This window comes from Pseudorhodobacter turbinis (genome assembly GCF_005234135.1).
GTDB classification, from domain to species: domain Bacteria; phylum Pseudomonadota; class Alphaproteobacteria; order Rhodobacterales; family Rhodobacteraceae; genus Pseudorhodobacter; species Pseudorhodobacter turbinis.
Map to the genome: position 1 here is coordinate 1,664,863 of NZ_CP039964.1, position 16,037 is coordinate 1,680,899.

16 protein-coding genes are annotated in these 16,037 nt (G+C 55.4%); 7 read left to right on the top strand and 9 right to left on the bottom strand.

The features are described 5' to 3' along the window. Nucleotides 1–8: 8 nt before the first annotated feature. Nucleotides 9–1,268 (bottom strand): urate hydroxylase PuuD, encoded by a 1,260-nt coding sequence (locus EOK75_RS08120; RefSeq protein ID WP_137193472.1) that lies wholly within the window; start codon nt 1,266–1,268, stop codon nt 9–11. 105 nt (nt 1,269–1,373) lie between these two features. Here EOK75_RS08120 and EOK75_RS08125 point away from each other — a divergent pair, with 105 nt between their 5' ends. After that, nucleotides 1,374–2,297 carry a LysR family transcriptional regulator gene (locus tag EOK75_RS08125; RefSeq protein WP_137193473.1) on the top strand — a complete coding sequence of 308 codons (924 nt, stop codon included), beginning with the start codon at nt 1,374–1,376 and terminating at the stop codon, nt 2,295–2,297. 34 nt (nt 2,298–2,331) lie between these two features. Here the strand turns inward: EOK75_RS08125 and bhcD are convergent, their stop codons facing one another. The 4 genes from bhcD to bhcA form a co-directional block, all read right to left on the bottom strand. Further along, nucleotides 2,332–3,297, bottom strand: a complete 966-nt coding sequence (gene bhcD, locus EOK75_RS08130) for an iminosuccinate reductase BhcD (protein ID WP_137193474.1) — start codon at nt 3,295–3,297, stop codon at nt 2,332–2,334. Nucleotides 3,298–3,361: 64 nt separating this feature from the next. Continuing rightward, nucleotides 3,362–4,525 carry a 3-hydroxy-D-aspartate aldolase BhcC gene (gene bhcC / locus EOK75_RS08135; protein ID WP_137193475.1) on the bottom strand — a complete coding sequence of 388 codons (1,164 nt, stop codon included), beginning with the start codon at nt 4,523–4,525 and terminating at the stop codon, nt 3,362–3,364. 10 nt (nt 4,526–4,535) lie between these two features. Continuing rightward, nucleotides 4,536–5,489, bottom strand: a complete 954-nt coding sequence (gene bhcB, locus EOK75_RS08140) for a beta-hydroxyaspartate dehydratase BhcB (RefSeq protein ID WP_137193476.1) — start codon at nt 5,487–5,489, stop codon at nt 4,536–4,538. 4 nt (nt 5,490–5,493) lie between these two features. Beyond that, nucleotides 5,494–6,687, bottom strand: a complete 1,194-nt coding sequence (gene bhcA, locus EOK75_RS08145) for an L-aspartate--glyoxylate aminotransferase BhcA (RefSeq protein WP_137193477.1) — start codon at nt 6,685–6,687, stop codon at nt 5,494–5,496. A 194-nt stretch (nt 6,688–6,881) separates the two neighbouring features. Between bhcA and bhcR the strand changes: the two genes are divergently transcribed. Beyond that, nucleotides 6,882–7,715, top strand: a complete 834-nt coding sequence (gene bhcR / locus EOK75_RS08150) for an HTH-type transcriptional regulator BhcR (RefSeq protein WP_137193478.1) — start codon at nt 6,882–6,884, stop codon at nt 7,713–7,715. 77 nt (nt 7,716–7,792) lie between these two features. Here bhcR and fliP read toward each other — a convergent pair whose 3' ends face one another. The 4 genes from fliP to fliF are packed head-to-tail and all read right to left on the bottom strand — an operon-like array spanning nt 7,793 to nt 10,986. After that, complete coding sequence (gene fliP / locus EOK75_RS08155; protein ID WP_137193479.1) at nt 7,793–8,512, bottom strand: flagellar type III secretion system pore protein FliP; 720 nt, start codon at nt 8,510–8,512, stop codon at nt 7,793–7,795. Beyond that, nucleotides 8,512–8,781 (bottom strand): FliM/FliN family flagellar motor switch protein, encoded by a 270-nt coding sequence (locus EOK75_RS08160; RefSeq protein WP_137193480.1) that lies wholly within the window; start codon nt 8,779–8,781, stop codon nt 8,512–8,514. The genes fliP and EOK75_RS08160 overlap by 1 nt, the downstream gene beginning before the upstream one ends. Next, complete coding sequence (locus EOK75_RS08165) at nt 8,774–9,370, bottom strand: FliH/SctL family protein (protein WP_137193481.1); 597 nt, start codon at nt 9,368–9,370, stop codon at nt 8,774–8,776. The genes EOK75_RS08160 and EOK75_RS08165 overlap by 8 nt, the downstream gene beginning before the upstream one ends. Continuing rightward, nucleotides 9,370–10,986, bottom strand: coding sequence for a flagellar basal-body MS-ring/collar protein FliF (gene fliF, locus EOK75_RS08170; RefSeq protein ID WP_137194343.1), 1,617 nt, complete (start codon nt 10,984–10,986; stop codon nt 9,370–9,372). The genes EOK75_RS08165 and fliF overlap by 1 nt, the downstream gene beginning before the upstream one ends. 117 nt (nt 10,987–11,103) lie before the next feature. Between fliF and EOK75_RS08175 the strand changes: the two genes are divergently transcribed. From EOK75_RS08175 to EOK75_RS08195, 5 genes are all read left to right on the top strand, one after another. Then, nucleotides 11,104–11,586 (top strand): flagellar basal body-associated FliL family protein, encoded by a 483-nt coding sequence (locus EOK75_RS08175; RefSeq protein WP_137193482.1) that lies wholly within the window; start codon nt 11,104–11,106, stop codon nt 11,584–11,586. Nucleotides 11,587–11,599: 13 nt separating this feature from the next. Beyond that, entirely contained in the window at nt 11,600–11,995 is a 396-nt protein-coding gene (locus tag EOK75_RS08180) for a hypothetical protein (protein WP_137193483.1), read from the top strand. Further along, nucleotides 11,992–12,588 carry a MotE family protein gene (locus tag EOK75_RS08185; protein ID WP_137193484.1) on the top strand — a complete coding sequence of 199 codons (597 nt, stop codon included), beginning with the start codon at nt 11,992–11,994 and terminating at the stop codon, nt 12,586–12,588. Before EOK75_RS08180 ends, EOK75_RS08185 begins: the two co-directional genes overlap by 4 nt. Before the next feature lie 68 nt (nt 12,589–12,656). After that, nucleotides 12,657–13,526 (top strand): flagellar motor stator protein MotA, encoded by an 870-nt coding sequence (gene motA / locus EOK75_RS08190; RefSeq protein ID WP_137193485.1) that lies wholly within the window; start codon nt 12,657–12,659, stop codon nt 13,524–13,526. Then, nucleotides 13,523–15,754 carry a tetratricopeptide repeat protein gene (locus EOK75_RS08195; RefSeq protein WP_137193486.1) on the top strand — a complete coding sequence of 744 codons (2,232 nt, stop codon included), beginning with the start codon at nt 13,523–13,525 and terminating at the stop codon, nt 15,752–15,754. Before motA ends, EOK75_RS08195 begins: the two co-directional genes overlap by 4 nt. The last annotated feature ends 283 nt before the right edge of the window (nt 15,755–16,037 follow it).

Consider the following 16,037-nt stretch of genomic DNA (forward strand, 5'->3'; position numbering starts at 1 on the left):
TGGGTAGCTTAATCCATCGCCACGGCAATAGGCAGATTTTTTGACGCGTTGCGATACCATTTACGGATCGCGGTGCGCTCCTCCTCTTCCATGAAGGACAGGTTGGCGGGGGGCATCGCATGGGTAACGCCAGCTTGAAGGTAAATCAGCTTGGCATTTTTCGCGACATCAGAGGCAGTTTCCAGCAAGATCCCCTTGGGCGCGCGGTGGATACCTTCCCAGCCCGGTTCGCGCGCATGACACATGGCGCAACGACCGGGAATGATCCCGGACGCCTCCTCAAACCCCTCGGCATTGGCGAAAACCTGCTCCAGCTTGGTCAGATCGCGGGCCTCAGCCTCTTCATAGCTGTCTTGCATAAGGGGGGCCGTGGACAGCGCCATGATCAGGATGAACAGCACCGTCGTCACAAACCACGTCCAATGCGGCCCCTTACCGGTGGAGTGCATGGTGTTAAAGAAATGCCGGATCGTGACGCCCATCAAGAACACCAGCGCCGCGATCAGCCAGTTGTATTCAGTGCCGAACGCCAGTGGATAGTGATTGGACAGCATCAAGAAGATAACCGGCAGCGTCAGATAGTTGTTATGGGTCGACCGCAGCTTGGCGATCTTGCCGTATTTCGCGGCCGGGGTGCGGCCTTCCTGAAGGTCCTTCACCACAATGCGCTGGTTCGGCATGATGATGAAAAACACATTGGCGGTCATGATCGTGGCGGTAAAAGCCCCCAGATGCAGCAAGGCCGCGCGGCCCGTGAAAATCTGGTTGTAACCCCAAGCCATGATCACCAGCAAAACAAACAGCAAGACCATCAACAGCGTCGGACGCTCGCCAAGCTTGGATTTGCACAAAAAGTCATAGATCATCCAGCCAAGGGTCAGCGATGCCGCGGAGATCACAATGCCCTGCAACTGCGACAGATCGGCCTTTTGCGCGTCGATCAGATACAGCTCTGCACCCGCCCAATAGACAATCATCAATAAGGCCGCACCCGACAGCCAAGTGGTATAGCTTTGCCACTTATGCCAGATCAGATGCTCGGGCATATTCGACGGGGCGACCAGGTATTTCTGAATGTGGTAAAACCCGCCCCCATGGACCTGCCACTCTTCGCCATGGGCACCCTCGGGCATGTTCGGCACCTTACGCAGGCCAAGATCCAGCGCGATAAAATAAAAGGATGCGCCGATCCAGGCCATCGCGGTGATGACATGCACCCACCGTACAGCAAAGCCCAGCCAATCCCAGATGATTGCCATCTCGTACATGTCGATCTCCCTCGTGGTCTATCATACAACCCTAAACCGATGCGCCATTTGATTGCATTACAAAAAGACTTCTAGCTGTTTCAAAATTGTACTATCAATCGACGCATGGCATATCTTGATAATATCAGAACTTTCATCCGCGTATACGAGCTGGGGAATATGTCCTCGGCCGCGCGCGACATGCGGATATCGGCGGCGGTGGCCTCAGCCCGCATATCGCAACTGGAGGAGCATTTGGGCGTGCGGCTGTTTCAGCGCACAACACGGATGCTGAACGCGACCGAGCAGGGCAATATTTTTTACCCCGGTGCGCGCAAAATTCTGGATGCGGTGGATGAGGCCGAAGCAGAGGTGAATGAGGTTACATTGGTGCCGCGCGGCATTTTGCACGTCTCGGCACCCTTGGGGGTTGGCCGTCGCCTTATCGCCCCCGAGGCGGCCGCCTTTCGCGCAGACTACCCGCTGATAAAGATCCGCCTGCGCCTGTCCGACCGCAAGATCGACTTGGCGATGGAGGGGCTGGATGTTGCCTTTTTTCTTGGCATCCCCGAGGATTCCAGCCTGCGCATCCGCAAGATCGCCGATTGCGAACGGGTTCTATGTGCCTCTCCGGACTATATCGCGGCGCGCGGCGAACCGGACAGCATCGAGGCGTTGAGGTCTGCGCATGATTGCCTAAACCTGCGCTATCCCGGCGCGCCAGAGTTCCGCTGGCCGCTGCAAACCAAGGATGGCCCGAAACGGGTTGAGATTTCGGGCCCCTTTGAATGTGACGATGGGGACATTTTGACGAATTGGGCGTTGCAGGGGCAGGGCATCATTATGAAGCCATTGTTTGAGGTGTCCGATTACATCAAGGACGGGCTGCTGGTGCCGGTTTTACGCCAGCACCCGCCTGTGCCAATTCAGATGGCCTGCCTCTATTCACACCGCCGCAAACAAGACCCCAAAGCGCGGCTTTTCATTGATTTCATGGTTGCGCGAATGGCACAAAGTATCGGTGACCTGCGTCTGGAAACGCTTTTGTAAAAACGGCCCCCTTTGTGAAAAAGAGGGCCGGGTTTTAGAAATCCACCTCGATGGCCACACCTTTGGCAATAGCCAGATCAACCACCGCCGCCGCCACTGCCAGATCCTGCAAGCCAACGCCGGTGCCATCAAACAACGTCACCTCTTCGGCGCTGCTGCGGCCTGTGTGGGTGCCGTTGATCACGGCGCCCAGCTCGGCAATATCGGCCTTGTCCAGAAGGCCGTCTGCAACCGCATGCTGGCATTCACCAATGCTGATCGCCTGCGCAACCTCATCGGTGAACACCGTCGCGCGCGCCACCAGATCGGCGCCCACCTCTTGCTTGCCTTTGGTATCAGTGCCCATGCAGGCAATATGCGTGCCGGGCTTGATCTGTGCCGCGCTTAAAATAGGGTCGAAACTGGAGGTAATGGTGATAATCACATCCGATTGCGCGCCCAGCTCGTCTAGGCTGACGGCCTCAAAGGGCAGGCCCAGCTCTTGGGCGGTATTGGCAAGGCGGTCCAGCATTTCAGGATGAAAATTCCAGCCCACCACCTTTTCAAACTGGCGCTGTTCCACTGCCGCACGCATCTGGAAGGCGGATTGATGCCCCGCGCCGACCATACCCAAAACCTTGGCATCCTCGCGCGCCAAATGGCGGATAGAGACCGAAGAAGCCGCCGCCGTACGCAGGGCCGTCAACAGGTTCCCACCCACCAGCGCCTTTACCTTGCCGGTATCTGCATCGAACAAGACAACGGTAGACTGATGATTGGTCAGCCCCTTGGCCTCATTTCCCGGCCAATAGCCCCCGGATTTAAGGCCCAGCGCCAACCCCTGCCGGTCAAACCCCGACTTGAACCCATAAAGCGCATCGGCATGGCCAATGGACTCGCGGATGACCGGAAAGTTATAGGCATCCCCGCGCGACATCGCGGCAAACACCCCTTCGATTGCCGTAAAACAGGTCGCCCGATCCATTAAATCGGCAATCTTCGCCTCTGGTACAATCCACATAGACATCCCTCCTGCAAGGCCACGCCCTGCCCTTCATCTGTTCAAACCATCCCCTTGGGGGCAATCAATAGGCCTTACCGCGCGCCGAAACCGGCCAGACCGTTTCGACCTTGCCGCCGCGCACACCCACATACCAATCATGCACGTTGCAGGTCGGGTCACAGTGGCCCGGCACCAAACGCAGCTTGTCATTGACCTTCAGCACACCATCGGGATCATCAACAACACCATGTTCGTCGCTGCATTTGATGTATTTCACATCGTCGCGGCCAAAGATGAACGGCAGGCCGCTGTCCATGGATTGCGCCTTGAGGCCGGCATCAACAATGGCTTTATCGGCTTTGGCGTGGCTCATCACGCTGGTCAGGATAAACAGCGCATTTTCCCATTCGCCTTGGTCGATACGCTTGCCATCCTGATCGTGGATACGGCCATAGTCAGCATCCATGAATGCATAGGATCCACACTGCAATTCATTGTAAACACCTGAATTGCTTTCAAAATAATAGGACCCCGTGCCACCGCCGGAAACCAGCTCTGTCTCCATCCCTTCGGCTTTCAGCGCGCCCACCGCATCGGAAACCTGTGCGATTGCCGCATCAAGCTTGGCCTTGCGATCATCAAAGCTGTCCATATGCTGCATCGCGCCCTGATAGGCTTGGATGCCACGATATGTCAGCCCCGGCGCGGCGGCAGCGGCCTTGGCAATCTCCACCACCGCTTCGGTTGTCTTGACGCCGCAACGGCCCGCGCCGCAGTCAATTTCGATAAAAATCCCCAGCTCGGTCCCATGTTTTTGTGTGGCTGCTGACAAGTCGGCGATATTGGCCACTTCATCAACGCAGACAATCACATTGGCGCCAAGTTTCGGCATCTTTGCCAGCCGGTCGATCTTGGCCGCCTCGCGCACCTGATTGGAAACGAGGATCTCTTTGATGCCGGCGCGGGCGAAAACCTCGGCCTCTGACACCTTCTGGCAGCAAACGCCAATCGCGCCGCCCATCTCCATTTGCAGCTTTAGAACATCGACCGATTTATGCATCTTGCCATGCGCACGGTGGCGCATACCGTGGGCTTTGGCATAGTCACCCATCTTTTTCACGTTCCGTTCCAGCGCATCCAGATCAAGGATCAGGCACGGCGTTTGGATATCCGCCTCATCCATGCCCGGTTTGGCGGGGATGTCGTAACCGACCTCGAAGTCATCAAAATTCGTCTTGGTGTTCATGGTCCTGCCCTCACTTTTGCTGCCAAGGAAGCATGTCGAGATCGACATTGCCACCGGTGATAATAACGCCCACGCGCTTGCCCGCGAAAACGTCTTTGTTCTTGATGATCGTCGCCAAAGGCACCGCGCTTGACGGCTCCATCACGATCTTCATCCGCTTCCAGATCAATAACATCGCGTCGATGATCTCTTGTTCCGAGGCCGTCAGAATATCGGTGACGTGGTTCTGCACGAAATGCCACGTCAGATCCTTGAGCGGCACCTTTAGCCCATCCGCAACGGTCACCGGCGCATCATCGGCGATGATGTGACCGGCCCTGAAGCTGCGATAGGCGTCATCGGCCTGCTCAGGCTCTGCGGCATAAATCTTGATCTGCGGCATAAGGTTAGACAGCGTCAGGCAAGTGCCCGAAATCATGCCGCCGCCGCCAATCGGGGCAATCACCGCATCGAGGCCCGATACCTGCTCGACAAGCTCCTTTGAACAGGTTCCCTGCCCCGCAATCACACGCGGATCGTTATAGGGATGCACAAATTCCGCGCCGGTCTCGGCCACCACCTCGGCAAAGACCGCCTCACGGCTGGTGGTCGAGGGTTCACATTCCACCACACGACCACCATAGCCGCGCACGGCGTCTTTCTTGGCCTGAGGTGCGGTGCGCGGCATGACCACCGTGCAAGGAATACCCCGCCGACCGGCGGCATAAGACAGGCACGTCCCGTGATTGCCGCTGGAGTGGGTGGCAACCCCTTTGGCGGCCTGTTCTGCCGTCAGACCAAACACGGCATTGGACGCCCCCCGCGCCTTGAAGGCACCGGCTTTTTGCAGGTTCTCACATTTGAAGAACAACTCGGCGCCGGTCAGATCATTAAGGTATTGCGAGGTCAGAACCGGCGTTCGGTGGATGTGCGGCTTGATCCGTTCATGCGCGACCAACATATCGGCGAGGCTGGGGATATACATGCGCTCACTCCGCCGCGATGCGTTTGGATTTACCGGAACCAAGCCGGTAATATTCCTGCGCCGCCGCAACACCGGACCCAAGCCTGATATCAAGCCCCAAATCCACCATCACCATTTCGACCGTCGCCAGCCCCGAAAGCATCATCGCATCCGTCAAGCTGCCAAGGTGGCCGATGCGGAACACTTTGCCCGCAACCTCGCCCAAGCCCACGCCAAAGGCCATGTCGTAATCGCGCGCGGCAACCGTCACGATGTCGGTTGCGTTGAAACCTTCAGGGGTACAAATCGCGGAAACCGTATCGGAATAGACATCAGGCGAGGCCGCGCAAAGCCTCAAGCCCCAAGCATCCACCGCGCGGCGCACCCCCTCGGCAATGCGGCTATGGCGGGCAAAGACATTCTCCAGTTCCTCAGCCTCGATCATCGCAAGGGATGCCTTGAGGCCGTTCATCAAACCAACCGGCGGCGTGTAGGGGTAGGCGTTGTTGGCATAGCCCTTGGCCATATCGCCCACATCAAAGAAAGTGCGCGGCAGGGTCGCGGTTTCCATCGACTTCATCGCCTTTTCGGAAAAGCCGACAATCGCAAGGCCGGCGGGCAGCATAAAGCCCTTTTGGCTGCCGGTCACCGCAATATCAACGCCCCATTCATCCATGCGGAAATCCATCGACCCGATCGAAGACACCCCATCCACAAACAGCATCGCCGGATGGCCTGCGGCATCCAAGGCACGGCGGACGGCCGCAATATCGGACTTCACGCCGGTCGCCGTTTCGTTATGCGTCGCCAGAACAACCTTGATGCTGTGGGATTTATCGGCGCGCAAGATCTCTTCATATTTGTCAGCAGGAAGACCCTGCCCCCAAGGGGTTTCAACGACCTGCACATCCAAGCCGTGACGCTGGCACATATCAATCCAACGGTGGCTGAACATGCCATTGCGCGCGGCAAGAACCTTGTCTCCCTTGCTCAGCGTGTTCGACAACGCCGTTTCCCAGCCGCCCGTTCCCGTCGACGGAAAGATGAAAATCTTGGCGCTAGTCGATTTCAGAACCTTTTTCACGCCCTCAAGGCACGGATGCAGAATCTTGCCAAACACGGGGGAGCGGTGGTCGATCGTTGGCATATAGCAGGCCTGACGGATCGCTTCCGGCATATTGGTCGGGCCGGGGATAAAAACCGGATTTTGAAAGGTCATGACATTCTCCTCCATAGGGTTGGCATCAGATTAGGGGGAGTCGCATGTAGCCTCAATTTTTTTGGAATCGTTTTTCAAAACATTAATATGTCATTTTTATATATATTATTCAGCATGTTGTATTTTTTCATTTACAGAAATCGTTTTTCACTGAAAGGTTCACGCGAATAGAAATATCGCGAAAGATCCGAAAAATGACCGATGAGCACCGCAGCAGAGGCCGCCCGAAACGGTTTGATGGTGACGAAAGCCAGAACATCATCCAATCGCTAGACCGTGCGATTGACGTCCTAGAAACCTTGGCCGAAGGTGGTGCGATGACCTTGTCGCAGATCGCCGCAAACATGGGGCAATCGCCCGCAACGATCTACCGCGTGTTGTCCACATTCCGGCTGCGCGGCATGGCCGAGGTGAACCCCGCCTCACAAGAATGGTCAATCGGGGCAGAGGCATTTCGAATTGGTAGCGCTTTTTTGCGGCGCAGTAACCTCATCACCCGCGCCATGCCTGTGATGCAGCAGTTGCGCGATCAAACTGGCGAAACTTCCAATTTAGGAATAGAGCGCGACGACAATGTGGTTTTTGTTGCCCAAGTTGAAACCCACGAATCCATCCGCGCGTTTTTCCCGCCCGGCACGCAGGCGCCGATGCACGCCTCGGGCATCGGCAAGACGTTATTGGCAATGCATTCCGAAAAGCACCTTGCCCGCTATCTGGCCAATACCCCCCTGCCGTCCTTCACGCAGAATACTATCTGCACCGCCGAGGGTCTCAGGGAGGAACTTGCCCTGATCCGCGTCCAGGGCTTTTCCTTTGACGATGAAGAAAAGGCCATCGGCATGCGGTGCATTGCGGCGCCCATTCTCAATTTTCATGGCGAGGCCGTTGGCGGGATATCCATCTCCGGCCCCTCGCACCGCTTGCCCCCCGAGCAAACCGCCGCAATCGGCAAGCTGATACAGCAAGCGGGGGAACAAGTCTCTGCCAGTTTGGGAGCACAACCGATTCCAACAGATGCTGCGCGATAGGGAACAGCCTTGCCGTGAACATGACCCTAGCTTTTTGGCTAAACGCGCCTCTGCTGGCAAGCCACCCGAGGGCCCCCTCAAAAATAACTTCGTACAAGCGCGCCGGATACCAGCGCCCAACCATCCGCCACAACAAAGAATGCAAGCTTGAATGGCATCGAAACAACGGCGGGCGGCACCATCATCATCCCCATCGACATCAAAACCGCGGCAACAACCAGGTCGATGATCAAAAATGGAAGATAGATAAGGAAACCGATTTCAAATGCCCGTTGGATCTCCGACAGTAAAAACGATGGCACCAACAGCGACAAAGGTGAGTCGATCGGCGCGCTCGCCTCTCCGGGGCGCAGCGCTTGCATAGCCGCAAATGTATCGCCATCCATTCGCGCCGACATAAAGCCCCTGAAGGGGCCAAGTGTGGCATAGAACGCCTCTTCAAAGGAGATCGCATTTTCTGTCAAAGGCTTGACGCCCTGAAGCCAGGCCTCGGTGAAAACCGGCTCCATGACGAACCATGTCAAGAACATCGCAAGGCTGACAATCAGCATATTCGGAGGCGACTGCTGCAGACCGATCGCCTGCCGCAAAATAGACAGCACCGTTACGATAAAGGGAAAACAGGTCACCATTACCGCGATACCGGGCACCAAGCTTAGCACTGTGACCAAAGCCATCAACTGCACGGCACGGCCGGAAAGTGACCCGCCATCCCCCATATCAAGCGTCACTTGCTGTGCGAAACTTGGGGATGCGACGACCGTCAGGAGTAAGGCAAGGCCAAGAAGTCGCTGCATCAAAGCCCACCCTTCAGGTTTGCAACTTCGGTCAGTCGGACAGCCAAGCGGCCCGCGTTTTCGCCCTCCATCTCTTCCAGCTCTCCGCGCGCAATCAGACGATCACCGACCCAAAGCTCAACAGGATCATCGACGCGGCGGTCCAGTGCAAGAACGGCGTCACGTTCCAACTTCAGAAGCTCTTTAACTTGTGGCCGCGCTCGACCAACAGATATGGTTATCTCGATCGGCACTTGGCTGAACGGGTTGTTATCAGCAAGATCATCCATGATTTTGGTCCTTGGTTGAAAGGGTAAAGAAATCCGAAAGCGCGTCCTTGATTTCAGCGATGACGCCATCAAGATCGACCCGTGTTTCGCAGTCACCGAGACGGAGGAATACCTGGCCCTCACCAAGAGTTGGCTCCTCCACCAAGACCAGCGGCGGGGCGTTTTCATGGTTGATCAGGGGCTCGATTACATCGCGCGCTGCGGGGTTGAACAAAAGTTGTATCGGCGTATCGGCGGCTTTTTCTGCCATCGGTAACAACGATTCCTGAACGATGGGCGCCAGCACGGCGCATGCAACCTCTGGCAACAAGCGCCCAACCATATCCATCAAAAGCGGCTCCAATCCTTTCAAGACATGCGAGCGCGCCTCATGATACGTAAAGTTCAAGGATTGCAGATTATGGGCCAGATCGGCGGCCATCTGGTTCCGCTCGCTATCCTGCGCCGCCACGGCATCTTCCCAACCGGCGGCGTATCCTTGCTCATATGCTGCGAGGCGTGCTTCCTCCATCGCGTTCAGATCAGTGACGAGGGTTGCAGCACCTTCATCAGATTTGGTTTCAAAAACTTCCAGCCGAAGGGGTGGCATTACGCATTCTCCTCTTCATCGGTTTCCATCCAACCACGAAGGATTTCCACACTTTCGCTTTGCCGTTCATCAATTAGACGGCGAAGGCGGGCCATTGGATCTGCGTCGACCTTGCCATTCTCATCATATGAGACGACCGCGAGGTCTGGCATATCTTGATCATCAATTTCGCCAGTAAGCACTCTGGGCGCCTGCGCCACGCCTGCAGTTCCCTCACCGGGTGGCAATGCAAGTGCCGCACTTTCCGCCGTCACGGCGTCATTGCGTGTCCCGCTCATCATAAGAGGACGCAGCACGAACAGGCCCAGAATAAGAGCGACAACCCCCAAAACAGCAGCCTGAACCAGCGAGATAATATCAAGCGGACCGACCGCAGACATTATGCTGCTCTCGGCAAGGCTGCCCGTTTCGGCGATCGGCTCAAACGCAAGCGACTTCAATACCAGAACATCTCCGCGCGCCTCGTCCAGACCGGCCGCAGTCGTGACCAACTCGCGCAAGATATCAAGCTCTTCCTCGCTGCGTGGCTCCCATAGAACAGTTCCATCCGGCGCTGTTACTTGCTCACCATCAACCAGCACGGCGACCGAGATGCGGCGTAATGCGCCTGGAGATTTGATTATTTCTCTCTGTGTTTCAGATACTTCATAATTCACCCGCTCACGCGTTTCGGTGGAATTACTTGTGCCTTGCCCACCTGCCCCCGCATCACCTTCAGGCAAGTTCGACGCAACAGTGACATCATTGCTGGGCTGTGTTGCCGAATTGCTGCGCTCTTCCGTGTCCGAGGAAATCGCAACACGTCCTTCGGGGTCAAACCGGCGCTCAGTGATCTGCTCACGATCTGTTTCTACATCGACGGCCACCTCGACAATTGCCTTGCCCGGGCCGACACGGGCCACAAGCAACCGCTCGATATTCCGCTTTAATTCTTCTGCACGCGCATCCCCGCCTTGAACCGGAGAGAATGCCTCATCACCCGAAGGAATGAACCCGGAAACGCTATCGATTACCGAAACATCATCGGGCTGCATATCCGCAACCGCAGCGGCAACAAGGTGGCGCACGGCATTTGCCTGCCCCGCCCCCAGCGCGCCGGATGCAGAGGTAACTGTAACGCTCGCCGTAGGGCGCCTGTCACGTTGAAAAGGTTGGGCCTGCGACTGCGCGATATGGACCCGCGCGGCACGAATCGCCGGGGCTGCGACGATGGTTCGCGCCAGCTCCCCTTCTTTTGCGCGCCAATAGGCCGCATCAAACATTTGGGAGGTCGTCCCAAATCCTGACAGGCCATCAAGAAGTTCATAACCGGCGCCGCCGGACGTTGGCAAACCTTCGGCAGCAAGCGTCATTCGCAGTGAGTCCCGCTGACTGCTATCGACCCGAATCGTATCGCCCACCACTTCGTAGACAACGCCCCTTTGATCCAGAGCGCGCACAACTTCCCCAGCCGCACTGCTGTCGAGCCCTGCATAAAGCAGCGACATTTCCGGGGTTGTGGCCATACGAGACAAGCCAATAACGGCCAAAAACATTGCAACCGTCGCGCCGACAATAATGATTCGACGACGCATATTGAGGGAAGACCAAAGCGAAATAAGGTTTTGCACGGACATTCTTTCCATTTTCGAGGCTTCTGCCCCACTCACCCTCAGGTTTCGCGGATTGATATTAACAATCGGTTAGTGACCACCAGCTTATAGATAATTTATGAGCAATGGACGGAGAACCCGATGGCCGAGGCAGAGACCCCAGACGAAGAAGTCACCCCGAAGAAGAAATCAAAGCTGCCGATTATAATCGGCGCGGTTCTGGCGCTCGTTCTGGGCGGGGGCGGTTTTTACGCCACTTGGTCCGGGATGATTCTCGGCACACATGAAGAAAAAGTGGCCGAAGTCACAGCCAGCCCTCTGCCAGATATCGCCTTTGTACCGGTAGAACCGATCATCATTTCACTGATCCCCGGTTCCTCTTCCCGACACTTGCGGTTCACCTCTCAGATCGAGGTGAACAAGCCGATGGTTGACGAGGTAACGCTCCTTATGCCGCGCATCATGGATATCATGAACGGCTATCTTCGAGCGGTTGATGTGACCCAGCTAGAAGATCCATCCGCCCTGATTCGCATACGTGCGCATATGCTGCGCCGTATCCAAATCGTCACCGGTGAGGGGCGCGTACGCGATCTCTTGATAACCGAATTTGTATTGAACTGAGTGAGGTAAGAAAATGCAACTAATCGCTGACATTCTTTTGGCATCCGGTGCATTTGGCGCCGCGGCTTACTGTTACATTCTGGCACGGCGGCTCAAAAAACTGCAGACGCTCGAAACGGGTATGGGGGGGGCAATTGCCGTTTTATCCTCGCAGGTTGATGACATGACACGCGTGCTTGAAAAAGCACGGGGCGCGGCCGACCATCAGGCGAAGTCACTTGATACACTGACCCAAAGGGGCGAAGGCGTCGCCGCGCGGCTGGAACTTCTGCTTGCCTCCATGCATGACTTGCCAGACGCACCAAAATCCGGCTCCGCAACATCGGGTTCGTCCGGCCATGAGCCTGAAAAACGCCTCCGTTTCGTTCGCCGGAAGTCCTCGCATGACAATTTGGAGGCCGCAGAATGAAAACGCCGAAAAAGGTTTCTGCCCGGAAAAAAACGGGGCGGGGGGCATTGGTAACCCTTGCCATGTTCATGGCCGTCTCTGGCGTTATCAGGCTGGGGGACGGAATCGGCTTGGCGATGGCACGCACGGGCACAGAAATGGATGATGCACAGGGTAAACCGGCTGCTGCCGCACTGAGCTGCCCCGCGCCTCCGCTTGCATTGGCCGAAGCACTGGCCGAACGCGAAATGCGCGTTTCAGCACGCGAGGTAGCCCTAACTGATCGATTTGCAGCACTCTCGCTAGCGGATGATGCCATAGAACAACGCCTTGCCAAACTTGCCGAGGCAGAAGCAAAATTAAGCGATACCCTGGCTCGTGCGGATGGCGCATCGGAAGCCGATCTCACGCGCCTCACCGAAGTTTACCAGTCCATGAAACCAAAAGATGCCGCGGCATTGTTCGCAACCATGGCTCCCGAATTTGCTGCCGGTTTTCTTGGACGTATGCGCCCGGAAACATCCGCTGCGATCCTGTCAGGCATGACGCCGGAAGACGCATATACCGTCAGCGTTCTTTTGGCCGGCCGCAACGCAAAAGTTCCAAAAAACTGAGCTGACATCAAGTTTTATTAACCGGTCTCTGCCACTTTGGCAGCAGTGAACAACTCCAGGAGCAGCGCATGTTTGGCCTCATAGGTATCCTTGTCATCTTTGTCATGGTCTTCGGCGGCTTTGTGCTTGCTGGTGGCAAACTCGGAATCATTCTCAAGGCAATGCCGTTTGAAATGATTATGATTGGTGGTGCTGCAATCGGCACATTCTTTGTATCAAACGACTTTGCTGCGGTTAAGGCCACGGGGAGAGACCTTGGGAAGGTTTTCAAAGGGCCGAAATGGAAACCCGGCGACTATCGCGACCTTCTGTGCCTGTTATTCGAACTTATTCGTATTGCGAAATCAAACCCCGTCGGGCTTGAAGAACATATTGAAAATCCTTCAGAATCGACTGTATTTCAACGGTATCCCAACATTCAGAAAGATCACGAATCCGTCGAATTGATTTGCGACACATTGCGCGCAGCATCCATGAATTATGATGATCCTCATCAGGTGGAAGAAGTGTTGGACAAGCGCATGGAGACCACCCAGAACCATGCAATGCATTCGAGCCATGCGCTGCAAAGCATGGCCGATGCCTTGCCTGCTCTCGGTATCGTTGCTGCGGTCTTGGGTATTATCAAAACCATGGGCTCCCTGGATCAACCCCCCGAGATCTTGGGGAAGATGATCGGTGGTGCGTTGGTCGGGACATTTTTGGGTGTGTTTCTTGCATATGGGCTGGTCGGACCGTTTGCATCACGGGTAAAATCGGTGACCGAAGACGATAACCACTTTTATCTTCTGATCCGAGAAGTCTTGATCGCCAACCTTCACAACCATCCCGCAAATATTTGTATCGAAGTCGGTCGTCAAAACACGCCACATCACGTCAGACCCAGCTTTTCAGACCTTGAAGAAGCATTGCGTGGCTTGAAACAGGAAGCGGCATGAAGTTACTCATCTCTATTCTATTCGTATTAACTTCACTCCAAACGGCAAATGCGCAAAGCATAGTCGTAACCTCTGGCGAACACGCAGGTTTTTCACGACTTGTCTTCAGCTATTCAAAGCCAACCGACTGGTCTTTGAGCAGAAGTGACGATGGCTATATATTGAACACGAAGGGTCCGAATCCGCGCTATGATCTCAGCGATGTATATCGTCGACTGACAACCAAGCGGCTCTCTAAGATCGCGGTAGAATCCAACTCGTCCTCTTTGCGCATGACGCTGGATTGCGATTGCTTCGCAATGCCCTTTGAGCTGGAACCCGGTATCTTAGTGGTGGACATCAAGGATGGCAGCGCCCCTGAAGGCTCATCCTTTGAATTGGCGGCGGATGGTACGAAGTTGCCCTCGTTACGAAATGGAGCCGAAGAAGAACCTTCGGCACCAACATCCATGCCCAAGGACATAACGCCACCCCCTGAAGCAAAATCTTTCGCCGAGGCGATAGATCATGCGGCGCGCAGCCCCCAGCCAGAGCACACCATTCCGACGACAAACTCGCCCGCCCAACTCAATAAAGCCCGGGATGAGCTCTTGTGGCAGCTGAGCAAGGCTGTCGCCGCAGGCATGGTTGAAGCCAACGGAAATCTGGACGTTGCAGATTTACCAGACACCACTACAGCAGCCAAAAACAATATCTCCACCGGCGGCCACATCGGCATTGATCCGAATGCATCTATACGCCACCTGGACAGCATGACCGGAATCGGAAACCCCTGTTTAGCTGATGATCAACTCGATATCGAAAGCTGGGCAGGTGCAGGCAATCCCGCGACAGATTTCGCATTAAATACGACCGGTCTGGTCGGTGAATTTGACCGTCCAGCGAGGGAAGCGATCACACGTCGTGTACACTATCTCCTTGCCTTGGGGTTTGGGGCAGAGGCCCGCCAGACACTATCGGCCTTGAAAGTTGATATGCCTGATCGAAAAATATGGGAAACAATGTCCTACATAGTGGACTTGGAGATCCCGCCCGGAACTGTTTTCGATGGTATGGAGGTCTGTGATTCTCTTGCGTCCTTCTGGGCAGTGCTTTCCAAACCAGAACTACCCTCGCTTAATCAAATTGCCATTCCCGCAATCTTGCGCAGTTTTTCCGGACTCCCATTGAATCTACGACGGCAGCTTGGGCCAAGCCTGGCAAAGAGGTTCTTGGCAAAAGGTGATACCGCTTCCGCGAGAGCAATTCGCGACGCGATCCTGCGTGCACCAGGTGACGAAACTGCAGCTGTACAGTTAATGGAGGCCAGAATTGACCTCGCAAACGGCGACACCACTAATGCCCAAGCCATTCTTACGCCTCTTTCGGGTAGTGCAGGACCTGCCGGGTTTGAGTCAACAATTGCTCTTATTCAGACTTTAGTAAACGATGGGAAAGAAATAAATTCAGACCTAGCAACTACCGCCGAAGCCTTGCTAAAAGAGGCCAAGGGCGGTGTTGATGAGAACAACTTACGCAACGCGCTTGCATTGGCATACGCTTCACAAGACCGCTACGGTTTAGCTTTCGAAACATCGGCTAGCCCGGTGCAAGAGGCCACTCCCATTTGGCAAATACTTGCAGAGCGCGGTACGGACCGGGCCATCATAAACCATGCGATTTTGCAAAAATCAGCCCAAATCCCGAGTGTTTCTAAAACGACTCAACAACAGCTGGCACGCCGCTTGCTTGACCTTAATTTTCCAGATCAGGCCATTCAGTGGCTTGATTCCAGCGCACCAAATCCTAATGAAATGGATACTTCAGTTTTGCTATTGCGAGCAGAATCTGAAATCGCACGCAGCGATGCCATCACTGCATTAGACTATCTCGCAGGCATTTCAGGTGAGGCTGCAGAACTATTGCGAGTCAAGGCGCTCGCAGCACTACGAGCACCTGACGCGGTTGAACAATTGGCAAACGCCGGACAGCAAGGTGAGGCCGCCCGAACAGCCCGGCAACAAGGGGAATGGCCCAAGCTGATTTCCTTGGCACAAGGAGATATCTGGCAAGAGGCCGCAGCGCTCGTTGTGGACACAGACCCTTCAACCAACATAGAATTGGGGGCAAGTCTTCAAGTTGAATCCGAAGAAACGGGCCCATTGGCGCAAGGCCGTGCAACATTGGAGGAAAGCACCGCAGCCCGCGCCCTATTAGAAAAACTGATCTCAGATCAGCCTATTCCATAGAGCCTCCTTTAGGTCCGGGGGCGAGATCATTTGTCCGCCAGTCGAGATGTTCCACTTGTACCACGGCATTTCAAATGGCCCCCTCATTTCTGAACGGACTTAAGCTCCCACTCCAGTGACGGATAGCAACCGCCCCCTTGATGCGACTGCTTGGCTGTCCATTGCGAATATCGCTAGCGTCCCGCACCACTGCAGCCAGACAACGAGCCTGTTAATTTTAGGCTGTGTCTTGATATCGTGTTGGTCGGCCTTCGTTTTGCCAGAAATGGCCAATATCCCACTC

Coding starts and splice junctions, on each gene's coding strand:
- EOK75_RS08165 (WP_137193481.1), bottom strand. CDS start 9,370: ATGCCACCCCTTCGGCTGGAAGTTTTTGAAACCAAATCTGATGAAGGT.
- EOK75_RS08175 (WP_137193482.1), top strand. CDS start 11,104: ATGGCCGAGGCAGAGACCCCAGACGAAGAAGTCACCCCGAAGAAGAAA.
- bhcC (WP_137193475.1), bottom strand. CDS start 4,525: ATGAACACCAAGACGAATTTTGATGACTTCGAGGTCGGTTACGACATC.
- fliP (WP_137193479.1), bottom strand. CDS start 8,512: ATGCAGCGACTTCTTGGCCTTGCCTTACTCCTGACGGTCGTCGCATCC.
- EOK75_RS08185 (WP_137193484.1), top strand. CDS start 11,992: ATGAAAACGCCGAAAAAGGTTTCTGCCCGGAAAAAAACGGGGCGGGGG.
- fliF (WP_137194343.1), bottom strand. CDS start 10,986: ATGTCCGTGCAAAACCTTATTTCGCTTTGGTCTTCCCTCAATATGCGT.
- EOK75_RS08180 (WP_137193483.1), top strand. CDS start 11,600: ATGCAACTAATCGCTGACATTCTTTTGGCATCCGGTGCATTTGGCGCC.
- bhcD (WP_137193474.1), bottom strand. CDS start 3,297: ATGTGGATTGTACCAGAGGCGAAGATTGCCGATTTAATGGATCGGGCG.
- motA (WP_137193485.1), top strand. CDS start 12,657: ATGTTTGGCCTCATAGGTATCCTTGTCATCTTTGTCATGGTCTTCGGC.
- EOK75_RS08195 (WP_137193486.1), top strand. CDS start 13,523: ATGAAGTTACTCATCTCTATTCTATTCGTATTAACTTCACTCCAAACG.
- bhcA (WP_137193477.1), bottom strand. CDS start 6,687: ATGACCTTTCAAAATCCGGTTTTTATCCCCGGCCCGACCAATATGCCG.
- EOK75_RS08125 (WP_137193473.1), top strand. CDS start 1,374: ATGGCATATCTTGATAATATCAGAACTTTCATCCGCGTATACGAGCTG.
- EOK75_RS08120 (WP_137193472.1), bottom strand. CDS start 1,268: ATGTACGAGATGGCAATCATCTGGGATTGGCTGGGCTTTGCTGTACGG.
- bhcR (WP_137193478.1), top strand. CDS start 6,882: ATGACCGATGAGCACCGCAGCAGAGGCCGCCCGAAACGGTTTGATGGT.
- bhcB (WP_137193476.1), bottom strand. CDS start 5,489: ATGTATATCCCCAGCCTCGCCGATATGTTGGTCGCGCATGAACGGATC.
- EOK75_RS08160 (WP_137193480.1), bottom strand. CDS start 8,781: ATGGATGATCTTGCTGATAACAACCCGTTCAGCCAAGTGCCGATCGAG.